The 11,409-nt window shown below is 59.4% G+C and carries 10 protein-coding genes; 2 read left to right on the forward strand and 8 right to left on the reverse strand.

Annotated features, from left to right (window positions below):
* Positions 1-12: 12 nt before the first annotated feature.
* The 8 genes from DMO26_RS20285 to DMO26_RS20325 form a co-directional block, all read right to left on the reverse strand.
* Entirely contained in the window at positions 13-879 is an 867-nt protein-coding gene (locus DMO26_RS20285) for an ABC transporter permease (RefSeq protein WP_117193978.1), read from the reverse strand.
* Positions 876-1,823 carry an ABC transporter permease gene (locus tag DMO26_RS20290; RefSeq protein ID WP_117193979.1) on the reverse strand — a complete coding sequence of 316 codons (948 nt, stop codon included), beginning with the start codon at positions 1,821-1,823 and terminating at the stop codon, positions 876-878. Before DMO26_RS20290 ends, DMO26_RS20285 begins: the two co-directional genes overlap by 4 nt.
* Positions 1,820-3,778 (reverse strand): dipeptide ABC transporter ATP-binding protein, encoded by a 1,959-nt coding sequence (locus DMO26_RS20295; protein ID WP_162894988.1) that lies wholly within the window; start codon positions 3,776-3,778, stop codon positions 1,820-1,822. Before DMO26_RS20295 ends, DMO26_RS20290 begins: the two co-directional genes overlap by 4 nt.
* Positions 3,779-3,799: 21 nt before the next feature.
* On the reverse strand, positions 3,800-5,386 hold the full coding sequence (locus DMO26_RS20300) for an ABC transporter substrate-binding protein (protein WP_117193981.1): 1,587 nt from the start codon (positions 5,384-5,386) through the stop codon (positions 3,800-3,802).
* Positions 5,387-5,498: 112 nt separating this feature from the next.
* The gene (locus tag DMO26_RS20305; protein ID WP_162894989.1) at positions 5,499-6,398 is read right to left on the reverse strand and encodes a metallophosphoesterase family protein; all 900 of its coding nucleotides are present in this window, start codon (positions 6,396-6,398) and stop codon (positions 5,499-5,501) included.
* Positions 6,399-6,809: 411 nt separating this feature from the next.
* The gene (locus DMO26_RS20315; RefSeq protein ID WP_117193984.1) at positions 6,810-7,691 is read right to left on the reverse strand and encodes a GHMP family kinase ATP-binding protein; all 882 of its coding nucleotides are present in this window, start codon (positions 7,689-7,691) and stop codon (positions 6,810-6,812) included.
* 3 nt (positions 7,692-7,694) lie between these two features.
* Positions 7,695-8,474: a phosphocholine cytidylyltransferase family protein gene (locus DMO26_RS33770; RefSeq protein WP_162894990.1), complete on the reverse strand. Its 780-nt coding sequence runs from the start codon at positions 8,472-8,474 to the stop codon at positions 7,695-7,697.
* A 56-nt stretch (positions 8,475-8,530) separates the two neighbouring features.
* Positions 8,531-9,148: a CDP-alcohol phosphatidyltransferase family protein gene (locus tag DMO26_RS20325; RefSeq protein WP_162894991.1), complete on the reverse strand. Its 618-nt coding sequence runs from the start codon at positions 9,146-9,148 to the stop codon at positions 8,531-8,533.
* Between the two features lie 376 nt (positions 9,149-9,524).
* On the opposite strand from DMO26_RS20325, the gene DMO26_RS20330 reads away from it, so the two are divergent.
* Positions 9,525-10,166: a GNAT family N-acetyltransferase gene (locus DMO26_RS20330; protein WP_117194013.1), complete on the forward strand. Its 642-nt coding sequence runs from the start codon at positions 9,525-9,527 to the stop codon at positions 10,164-10,166.
* Positions 10,163-11,401 (forward strand): MFS transporter, encoded by a 1,239-nt coding sequence (locus DMO26_RS20335; RefSeq protein ID WP_162894992.1) that lies wholly within the window; start codon positions 10,163-10,165, stop codon positions 11,399-11,401. Before DMO26_RS20330 ends, DMO26_RS20335 begins: the two co-directional genes overlap by 4 nt.
* Positions 11,402-11,409: the final 8 nt, after the last annotated feature.

The following is an 11,409-nucleotide window of genomic DNA, read 5'->3' on the forward strand; positions in this document are numbered from 1 at the left end:
ATGCTTCGGACATTACCGCCGGTCGATTGAAAGACGATTGGAGAGGATATCCCCGATCGTGCTGACGGCCAGGGTCGTCAGGAAAATCGCGAGGCCCGGCAAGATACTGATCCACCAGGCCTTGAACAACTGGTCGCGTCCGTAGTTCATCATCGAGCCGAGGCTTGCATGCGGAGGCTGCACGCCTAGTCCCAGAAAGCTGAGCGTCGTCTCGAGCATCAGAATCTCCGGAAATGTCAGCGTGATGTTGACGATGAGTATGGCGAGAATGTTGAGCAGGATATGACGGCTGTAGATCGTGCCCCAGCCCGCCCCATAGGTCTGCGCCGCCACGACATATCCGTTGTTCAGATAGGAAAGCGCCAGACCCCGAGACAGGCGGGCATATCTCTCCCATCCGAAGACGGACACGAGAACGAGAAGCACGGCGATATTCGAGCCGAGCGTCGCAACGGCGGCAATCGCCAGGATCAGGAAGGGCATCGCGGCCTGAAAGTCGATCAGGGTCGAGATGACGTCGTCGACCACGCCTCCGAAGTGAGCGGCAAGGAAACCAGTCGAGATGCCAATCGCCGCGCCGATTAGCGTTCCGAACAGCGCAAGGAGAAGGCTGACGCGGACGGCATGGCAAATTCTGATCAGAATATCGCGTCCCAGCTGATCGGTTCCCAGCAGATGATCAACCGTTCCTCCGAACCCGACAGGAGGACGCAGGCGGGCGAGCAGATCGACGCCGTTGGGATCGATCCCCAGGATCGCCGGTCCCGCGAAACCGGCGATGACTATTATCAGAAGCCATAACCCGCAAATCGAGCCTGCCGCCGAGAGTTTCGGAAGCCGGAGCCACATAGCAAGCGGTTTGGTCGAGAGATCGGTCATCTTGCGCTCCCCGCAACTGGCATGGATCCGCGGTGTCCGATTCGGGGATCCAGGATCCGGTACAGGACGTCGACCGCGAAATTGGTGAATATCATGGTGATGACGAGCAAGATCACGATGAACTGAATGACGGGCAGATCGCTTGAGAGAACGGAGGTAACGAGCAGCCGCCCCATGCCGGGCCAGGCAAACACGGTCTCGATGACGGATGCGCCGCCGAGCAGACCGCCGAACATCAGGCCGGTCACCGTGACGATCGGGATAGCCGCATTCGGAAGGGCATGCCTCCAGAGAACGGTCGAAGCCGGCAGTCCCCGCGCCCGTGCGGCCCGAAGAAAAGGCCGGTTCAGCACCCCAATCATCGACGACCGCGTGTATCGGGAAACAACACCTATGAAAGCGGTCGCGAGTGTGACAGTGGGCATGATGAAACTGACGGCAGTGTCTGCCCCTCCCGATGGCAGAAGGCGAAGCCACAGCGTGAAGATCAGCAGGAGCATGAGGCCCAGCAGGAAATTCGGCAAGCTGAAGCCGATGACCGAGCCGACCATGACCAGGCGATCGATGAATTGTCCGCGATAGACCGCGGCGAGAATACCAGCGGGAAGCCCAATCAACATGGCAAGGCCGAACCCCAAGCCCATCAATTGCAGCGTCTTCGGGACAACTTCCGAAACGACGACGATCACCGGGCGCCCTTCGCGGAGCGACACGCCGAAATCGCCATGGGCAAGATTGGCCATGTAGTAGAGGAATTGAACCGGAAGCGGCTGATCGAGACCGAATTTCTCACGGAATATCGCAACCGCTTCGGGAGTGGCATCGACGCCCAGGAATGCCAGCGCAGGATCACCGGCAATCCTCATGAGAAAAAAAGCGAAAGCCAGGGCCAGCAGGATGGTCAAGACAGCGCGGGACAGTTTCGACAGGATGAACATCGTCATGCGGATATGTCCTGATACTGCTGGCGGCGGGAGACGGCCTGTCGCGGTTCGGGCGGCATCTGGTGGTCTCCCGAGGCCGCAAGATTCTCGTATGCGGTAAGGGTGATCAGTTCCTGGGTGTAGGGATGCCTTGCCTGCCGCAAAATGCGCTCCGTCTCTCCTATTTCGACGAGGGCTCCCTGGCGTAGCACCGCGATACGGTCGGCAAGCGGCCTTGCAGCGGCAATATCGTGGGTAATGAACAGGAGCGACAGTTCGAGGGATTGTTTCAAGTGCATCAGGAGATTGATGATCTGGGCCTGTATCGAGACGTCGAGAGCCGACGTCGGTTCGTCGCATACCAAAAGGGACGGGTTCATCACCAAGGCGCGGGCGATCTCTACCCTCTGCAACTGGCCGCCACTCAGCTCATGGGGAAGCGCCGTGGCGAACGAAGGGCTGAGGTGGACGAGATCGAGCATCTCGGCAACGCGTTTCCGCCGCATGTGCGCAGTGCCCAGATGGTTCACGCGAAGCGGCTCCTCGATCTGCTGACCGATATTCAGCCGCGGATCCAGGGCCGATCGGGCATCCTGAAAGATAATCTGGACGGGATATTGCCTCGTCGTCTTCCTCGGTCCTCCATCATTTGCTGCAAAATTGTACTTTACCGTACCGGTCGTCGGCTGGTCGAGACCGAGAATGATCCGGCCGATCGTTGATTTTCCACTTCCGCTTTCGCCGATCAGCGCGACGCATTCGCCTCTGCCAATGGCCAAATCGATCCCCGTCAGGGCGACATGCCGATTGTCGGCTGCAAATGGGTTGAGCCGCTTGCCGCCGAAGATCTTACCGACATTCCGCAATTCAACGACAGGCGCGTTCGACGATGGTGCCGTAGCCGGAAACTTCACGCTCCGGCTCAAGTCGGCCGTCTCCGGGACCGCAGTGCCGAAGGTAGTATTCACCGGGAAATGGCATTGCACATGCATGCGTCGGAAGCGGTCCGGACCGGGGGCGACGGTTCGGCATCTTTCCACGCTATATTCGCAACGGTCCCGAAACCGGCAAAGGGCATCCCGGTCGGCAAATGACGGCATCTCGCCCGGTATGGGTCGCGGGGCAGGATCTCCCACCAGCCTGGGCACGCTTCGAAGAAGCGCGATGCTGTAGGGATGCCTCAGTTTTGAAAAACCGACGTCAAGCTGCGCAACCTCCACGATCCTGCCCGCATAAAAAACCGCGACGTGGTCGCATAACTTTGCGGCGGCAAGTAGGTCGTGTGTCACGAATATGAGCGCCGCATTGCGCTGCGTGCACAGCCGGCGGAGCAGATTGAGGATGCGAACCTTGTTTGCGGCATCGAGCGCCGTTGTCGGCTCATCGGCGATGATCAACTCCGGATCGCCGACAAGGGCCAGCGCGATCGCCACGCGCTGCGCCATGCCGCCGGACAGTTCATGGGGATATTTTGCGAGCACTGCGCCGTCGTCGAGGCCAACTTCCGCGAGCAGTTCGACCGCATGCCGTGATGCATCGGGGCCCCTCCGGCCCGTGTTGCGCCGAATGGTGGCGGCGAAGTGCGATCCGACCGTCCGGATGGGATCCAGGCTGCCAACGGCATCTTGAAAGATGACCCCGATCCGGCGCCCGCGAATCTCGTCCAGAGCCCGTACCGGGATGTCGCAGAGGTTCACGCCGTCGAACCAGATGCTCCCCGACGTCGCGTGCTTTCCGTTTAGGAGACGAACCAGCCCAAGGCAGGTCACCGTCTTGCCGCTACCGCTTTCGCCGACGAACGCATAGGTCTGACCGCGATCGATTTCGAGGTTGATGTCCTCGATGGCCACGGTCCGGCCGGCGGGAGTATCGAACGATACCGAATAGTCCTCAATGCAGAGAAGCGGTGGTTCAGGCTGCGCATCGCTGCGCAGCCTGATGCAGCCCGGGCCATCCCGATCAGATCGGCTACCCATGGCTTGTTCGTACGCGGACATCTAGTTGACCGCCTTCGGGGCTGGGCGGAAATCCAGATAGGGAGCAGCGGTCGGAGCCCAGTTGAGGTCTTTGCGAACGCCGTAGAAGGCGCCGTTCATATGTAATTCCGTTCCCGGAATATCCTCCCAATCGACGATGTCGAGCATGCGCTTGAACGCTTCGCGCCGCGCGGCGCTGTCGAGCGAAGTTTCGAGAACCTGACCCAGCTTGTTGAACTCCTCGTTGCGCCACTGATTGCGCTGATCGACGCTGCTGCCTTTGCCATAGATGCGCCAGACGCCGCCGAGAGGATCCGGAACGTTCATCAGCGTGGCGCCATTCGAGATAAAACCGGCGTCCTTGACCAATATGGTGTCCCAGTTCGACTGCACGCGGATATCGATGTTGAAGCCGACCGCCTGCCACATCGCGGCAATCGCCTCGGATGTGGGCATTTCCACCGGATACCAGTGTTCGAGAACATAATAGGGGATCGGCGAGCCATCATAGCCGGCTTCCACCATCAATTTGCGCGCGCGGGCGGGATCGTAGCCCGGTGCCTTGTGCTCGGGAATGAACATGTCGTTATAGTAGGGGAACTGGAATCCGGGAGCGACGGCAACCCGACCGCCCCACAGCCCCTTGACGATCGCCTCGCGATCGATGGCCAGAGAAAGCGCCAGACGGATGCGCGGATCGGCGAGGAATTTCTGGTGGACGCCGAAGCGGATCGTCCTCATGATGATGGTATCTCCGCCAACCACCTTGAGATCGTTGTATTTCTCGACCAGGGGCACCTGATCGGGATCGATATCGGCGATGACGTCGTAGTCATGGGCGACCAGACCCGCAATGCGCGCGGATTGTTCGGGAACCTCGACGAAGCGGATCGAACGATAGGCGGGCCTGCCTCCCCAATACTGGTCATGCGCCACGAGCACGAGTTCTTTCCGAGGCTTCCAGGCCGAGATCTTGTACGGCCCCGTCGAGACCGGCGCCAACTGCCAATTTGCAAAACTGCCGGCCGCCAGAAAAGCCTTTTTGCTGACGACCTGCGACATCCAGCCGGCCAGCCGCTGGATGAATACCGGATCGGGCGCCTTCGACGTGAAACGGACGGTGTCCGCGTCAACGGCCTCGACCTTCTCCAGCACGCCCAGGTAAGGCCGGCTGGTGGCGTAGGCGGGTGACGTCTTGGTACTCAACCGATCGGGACCGAACGAAAAGGCGACATCGTCCGCAGTCATCACCGAACCATCGTGCATGACGACATCGGCGCGCAGATCGACTTCAACCGTGCGGCTGTCGACGCTCCGCCAGGCGATCGCAAGGCTTGGAACCTGCTTGAACTGATTGTTGTAATCGGTCCCGATGATGAAATCGTAGATGCTGGGCAGCGTCCGGAACGCGGCGGTTTCCGACATCATCGCCGGCTCCAGCGATCCAGGCAGTTGCTGAAGGGCAACCGTCAGGGTCGGCCGGGTATCCTGCGCTTGCGAGGGCGTGGCCGCCATCGTCATCGGAAAGAGCGAAGCTGCGATGAGCGAGGCAGTTCGCAAAAGTGATTTTATCCCCGTCAGGCGGGTGGACAAGTGAGGGCGTGACATATCGTTTCCATTCCAGGTGGATTGAGAAGGGGTTCAGATATCCTTGGCATTGGGGATCCGCTTCCAGCCGGCGTCTTGCGTCCTTGCTAGGAGCGAATTGGATTTCCAAAATTTACAAGCTTAATTTGCGGCCCTCCTTTAGAACGCTTCCGTGGGGGCCTTCTTCATTCGTCCCAGCACCGAAGGTCGCCAAAGACCGTTGCACCTGCAGAAAGTGACGGTCGGAACCTTCGAGCACCACGCAACTGAGCCGTCCATGCATATCGACGCCCGTGTCGACATTGATCCTATTCGGGAAGCTTTCGATCGACCTAGATGGCGTGTGCCCGTGCACGACAATCCTTCCAAAGTCCTTGCTGGACTTCAGGAATTTGTGCCGTATCCAAATCAGGTCCTCATCGCTCTGATCGCTCAGGGGCCGATCGGGATCGACGCCGGCATGCGCGAAGAAATATTCCTCCAGCATGCAATGCATCGGCAAGGTCGTGACGAAAGCCCGATGCCATGCCGGCATGGCCGATAGTAGCTGGAGCCGCACGGCCTCGCAGGCCGAGGGATCATCCGCTCCCCTGGCGACGAGAGCGGGCGATATCCCGTAAGAAACCAGGGTCTCGAGCCCCCCTTTCGGCGCCCATTGGCCGAGGACGGGCTTCCCCCCGAGGAAATCCACCAGAAACTGCTCATGGTTTCCACGAAGGAAAACCTTCCGGCAACCGGGCATATCCTCCGCCGGAACGGGACCGCAGAGAAGTTCGATGACCTGGCGGGAATTAGGGCCGCGGTCGATATAGTCTCCCAGGAAGACCAGCAGAGCGTCATCCGCCGGATACCGATCAATGTCGTCGGAAATGAGCTTCAGCATGGCAACCAGCAGATCCAGGTGGCCATGGAGGTCGCCAATGGCATAGATGCGCTGGCCGGGCGTGCCGTGTGCGACGGTGATCAAGGGCTGGGCAGGAAGATCGAAGCGCTCGACGGCCAACAGCGACCGCGTCGACGAAACAATCCTCATCTGCTGCGGAATCCGGGACGACATCTATACGGCCCCCGCCGCACAGCTGCGCCACACCATCGGAGGCATGGCGACCGGCGGCAGACCGGGAGCGCGTTCGTATAGTCTCGCCGCGAAAGATAGGCCCCGGCCTAACCGGACCGTCATCCCCACATTTGCACGCTGCGCGGCGGCATTTTGTATCGTCAGCATCGGCTGCTCCATCATGGTGCAGCAACCAATAATTCCCCTCTGCTTCAGTTTCGTGACAGTTTGTGGACTATGTGGAGCTTTGAGGAGATTAGATATTGATCCAACGCGACTGCGTTTGCACGGAAAGAGCCCGCATCGAGAGGATGCAGGCCCTGGAATGACGGGCAAGTACATCGGAACCCGCCGGGATTGACGATATGACCGTACCTTTCGCAAGGATCAGCGATGGGGAGACCGGTGAAATTCAGGGAACATATTGAGCTGGAGCAATTCCGCCTGGATGTGCTGGACCAATTTATCGCGGCGATCGACGCGGGGATCGAGCAGAATCCCGATCATCCGGCCGCTATGGGCGACCTGCAACCCATAGGCGCCCGCCGATCTCGAAAGTTCGAGGAGGGCGTCGAAATTGGGCTGCGGCAGGCGCCGCTGGTTGATCATCGCGCTTCTGGTCGTTACTTCGCCCAGATCGCGCAAGCTGCCGCGGTGCAATGATCTGCGCAAAAGCTTTCGAAGTTCGTCAAACTCGGCGATTTCATCCCGCGTGTAGCGGGCGGGCGGATGCACGAGAGTATCGACGGGGGCATCGGGCGCCGCATTCACGCTGATGAGCGAGAAAGAAGGAAGCTTCTGCTTATATCGCTCCAGCACGGTGCCCTCGCGCTGGCAGACGAGCCTTGGCTTGCCCGAGAACATCGTGCCATCGCTTGCGGTCTCGGCACGTACGGCCAGCTTGAAGATCGTACTCGCCTTCAGATTCCAGCCTACGAATTTGGCGGCGGCCCTGACGGTGGCGATGATGTCGGTCGTTGACGAGCCAAGTCCGAAACCTTCTGGAATATTGGACCTGACCGTGAGTTTCATTCCCGGCCCCGAATAGCCGATCTGTGATAGAAACAGCCGGGCCGCCTCTCTGGACTTCGTCTTGTGATCCGGCTGCAGGACGACCTCGCCGCCGGCGACCGGCTCGGCAACGGCGATGGAATAACGTGAGCCGAATGGAAGTGTTACCAAACCGCGATGCAGGTGCTCGTCACTGCCCCGAAACACTCCCTGCAGGATTTCGCCGTGATGACCATTTGCCAGTGCGCTTGCTCGCATGGTCTAGCTCCGTATAGCAGAATGTTTCGGATGAACGGACCAAGCCCGTGCCGACAGAGTCATCTCGGCCGCCTGCAGATCCTGCACGGTGTCGATCTCGAATGCGTCGATCTCCAGGTCCTCGATGTTCACCACATTGACCTTGTACCGGTCCTGGGCGACGATTTCCGAAAGCACGTCCTCGTAATAAAGAGAGGTCTGGCCGCTTGCGAATGCGATCCGTACGGCCGAGAAAAATTCGGCCACGAGAGCCGGGGATTTCAGCAGGTAGAGGCTGATCGACTTGCGATCATCGACCCTCGCATCCTGCGAGCGCCGCAATACGGTCATGTTCCAACGTGCGCCGGGCAACGCGCGCACGACCGTACCGGCCTCGCCGTCCTGGAGCGGCCTCGTCGGTATCGTCAGATCGGCACCGTCCTTCTGCAGCCATTCGGAGGGAAAGCGGGACAGTAGGACGTCGCAATCGGCGATTAGGACCGGACCATCGGGGACCGGCGCAGCGGCGATCGAACTGATGTTGTTGGACGTTTCGAAATCCATCGACGAAACGAGCGTCATCGACATGCGCCAACGTTCGCCGCTCAACGCCGCGGCGAGCATCTCCCCGCGATAACCGATGACGGTCGTCATGTCTTCGATGCCGGCCTGTTCGAGCTGCCGGGCGAGCCGAGGAAGAAGAGGGCTGCCTGCAACTTCTACGAGGCCTTTGGGCTTGTTGGCGGTGTAGGGCCGAAGACGCGTACCAAGGCCCGCGGCCGCAATGATGGCATGGGTTATCACGAGCCAGTTCCTCCTGATGGTTGGCCAATCTTCAACGATGCGAAACCGGGCAGCTGCTAAAAGGCGACCGCGGAATAGGTGGCAATCGCCGAGGCAAGGATGCTGAGGCAAACGGCGCCGTCGGACATTTTCGGGAAATGAAAGGGGGCGATATGAAGCAATGACGTCAGGATCGCAGCAGCGCCCAGCAATTGAGGTGAAAGGATGCCGAGGCTGCCGAAACCCCAATAACAAGCCGCCATCACAAGAATATTGTGCGGGAGCGGCAGGCCCACAAAAGCACCGGCCGTCAAGCCATGGACATTGAAATAGCTGAGCCGCAGCAGGCCGGCGCAACACAAGCAGATGCCGCCCACCAGACCGATAAGGTCTCCGCCTCCATAGGCGATCAGAAACACCAAGGGGAAAGCACCCGACGACAAAAGGTCGGCAAACGAATCCAGATGCTTTCCGATATCCCGCATTTCCACGGCACGATGGGGTTGCCGCCGAGCAACCCAGCCGTCGACGGAGTCCGCCACGTGAGCCCACATCGCCAATGACAGCGCAAGAGCATATTGCCCCGACATCGCGGCGAGGCAGGCAAACATGGCGGACATGCCACCTATGAACGTGATGAAATTCGGTCCGTCGACCACGGACATAAGAATTGGCGAGACTTGACGAAGCTGCATTTTCGATCCCTCAAGACGGACAGGCCCGATACCGGGCGGTGGTTTCTGGGCGATGCGGTATCGCTTGCCGCGCCAAACACGCCGGGAAGCGAATTGCCTCCTGTCCAAGATCCATAAGTTCAATCTCGGCAGTTGCGACCTGCACGGCACAATTTCTGACCTGCAACAATTTCCAGCCACAACCGCACCAAAGCAATAGCAATCATAAATATATTTCATAATATATTTCAAATATTACTCCATTTAATAATATATATACAAATATAAATTCATAAAATTTGCAAATCATTACGAATAAACACAAGATAAACCTGGATATCCGCACCAGTCGACGACAGTGTCAGCTGCAAATGGAGTTTATGGGAGGTACCTGGAAATGATTGATCCATTCACGCAGAAAGGGATTGTATTGCAGAGCGGCAATGTCGAATGCCGCATCATGTCTCCAGCAGACGTTTCCGGTCTTCGGGATGCCGCACGGCCGCCCGCCATCTGGGAGCACATGATCTTCGACGCCTCAGATCCGGTTGAATTTTCTCGCTATATCGAATCGATGCTGGGGGGCTACGAGAGACGGGAGCATGTGCCGTTCACGATCTTCGATAAAGATACGGGAAAGGTCGCGGGGGCCATCAAGCTAATGAGGATCTCTATCCCGGATGCCTGCCTCACGCTCGGCGGCACATGGATCAACCCCAGCTTTTGGGGAACCGGCACCAGCAGGGAGATGCACCGAGCCATTCTCGGCCATGTCTTCGACACATTGAATGTCAACCGGACCGAAGTAAGGGTCCACACCTCCAATCTGAGAAGCCTCAAGGCGATGCCGAAGCTCGGTCTGACATATGAGGGAACCCTGCGGGCATCCGCGACGGCTCGAAGCGGCACACGTAATGACGTCGCCTATTTCAGCATGCTGGCAAGCGAATGGAGTGTCGCGACCATAAACCCTCGGAACGCGCCCGCCTCCCTCCATCAACCCTCGGCTGCGTTCGATATCCGGATTGTCCGGCAATGAGCCAGGATGCTTGGCTTCCAGCCGGCAAGCACCACCCTTTCCTGCCCGCGGCCCTTCGGCACTCCCAGTTCAGGCGATATACGATAGCGAGCACGATTTCTCTTGCAGGTCTCTGGATTCATCGCACCGCGCTCGGCTGGTATATCTGGGAACTGACCCAATCGGGCTTTTGGCTTGGCTTGCTGCTTCTCGCCGAACTCGTACCCGCATTCGTCTTCACACCGTTCGGCGGCGTTCTGGTGGATCGCCATGGCAGCCACCGGGTGATCATGGCGACACAAACCGTTTTCACCGTCCAAGGCGCGGTCCTGGGTCTACTGATATCGTTTGCCGATATCGGTCCCGAACTCGCCCTGGCCTTCGCCGCCATCGGCGGATCGCTCGCCGCCGTGCGCCTGCCCGCCACACTTGCGATATTGTCGGACTTGCTGCCGACCGAAGATCGGGCGCAGGGCTCCGCCATAGTCTCCATAGTGCTGAACCTGACGCGGATGACTGGCCCAGGCCTCGGCGGCCTTATCATCGCGCATTTGGGCGTTGCGGAAGCCTTCATGTCAGGTTCCGCCTGCGGCATCGCATTTCTGCTCGGCGTGCGCGGAAGCCGCCCGATCGTTCCTCCGCATCCTGCAGCCGGAACTGCGCCTCGAGATCGGCCATGGACGGCAATTCGACAGGGCATCGACTACATCCGGGCGACGCCGCAGCTAAGGCTGGTTTTCATCATCTACGGCATTACTGCCCTCGGAGTGAGACCCTTCTATGACATGCTTCCAGGCCTTGCCGCAGATCTTGCGGGCGGCAGCGCGACAACGCTGGCGGGATTGGGAGCCAGCTTTGGTCTGGGCTCCCTGCTGGCCGCCCTGTTCATAGCAGGTCGGGTCTCGTCCTTCAGTTCTCGCTCCATCATCGCGGCAAGCATGGGAGCGGCGCTTTCGGTTCTAAGTTTTGCTGTCGCCCCCATATTCGAGCCCGCCGCCTTCGCGGCGGCTTCCGCGGGTTTTTTTACCGTTCTCGCAGGCGTCGGATCGCAGACCATCATTCAAACGACGGCTGACTCCCACATACGCGGGCGCTTACTCTCCCTCTTCAGCCTGATCTTCCTGTCGGGCTCGGCCGCGGGCGCCTTTGCCATAGGCCTCCTGTCCGAGTTGACCGGTCTGCGAATGTCGATCGGCTCGACCTCGATAGTCGCGATCCTTTTTACGGGCGGCGTCGCCCTGCGCTCGCGAAGCTAGAGTACTCG

The organism is Rhizobium terrae (assembly GCF_003425685.1).
In the GTDB taxonomy this organism is placed as follows: domain Bacteria; phylum Pseudomonadota; class Alphaproteobacteria; order Rhizobiales; family Rhizobiaceae; genus Neorhizobium; species Neorhizobium terrae.

Excerpts from the sequence above, each read along its gene's own strand:
- DMO26_RS20300 (WP_117193981.1), bottom strand. The coding sequence starts at position 5,386 with ATGTCACGCCCTCACTTGTCCACCCGCCTGACGGGGATAAAATCACTT.
- DMO26_RS20330 (WP_117194013.1), top strand. The coding sequence starts at position 9,525 with ATGATTGATCCATTCACGCAGAAAGGGATTGTATTGCAGAGCGGCAAT.
- DMO26_RS20295 (WP_162894988.1), bottom strand. The coding sequence starts at position 3,778 with ATGGGTAGCCGATCTGATCGGGATGGCCCGGGCTGCATCAGGCTGCGC.
- DMO26_RS20325 (WP_162894991.1), bottom strand. The coding sequence starts at position 9,148 with ATGCAGCTTCGTCAAGTCTCGCCAATTCTTATGTCCGTGGTCGACGGA.
- DMO26_RS20290 (WP_117193979.1), bottom strand. The coding sequence starts at position 1,823 with ATGACGATGTTCATCCTGTCGAAACTGTCCCGCGCTGTCTTGACCATC.
- DMO26_RS20335 (WP_162894992.1), top strand. The coding sequence starts at position 10,163 with ATGAGCCAGGATGCTTGGCTTCCAGCCGGCAAGCACCACCCTTTCCTG.
- DMO26_RS20285 (WP_117193978.1), bottom strand. The coding sequence starts at position 879 with ATGACCGATCTCTCGACCAAACCGCTTGCTATGTGGCTCCGGCTTCCG.
- DMO26_RS20315 (WP_117193984.1), bottom strand. The coding sequence starts at position 7,691 with ATGCGAGCAAGCGCACTGGCAAATGGTCATCACGGCGAAATCCTGCAG.
- DMO26_RS20305 (WP_162894989.1), bottom strand. The coding sequence starts at position 6,398 with ATGAGGATTGTTTCGTCGACGCGGTCGCTGTTGGCCGTCGAGCGCTTC.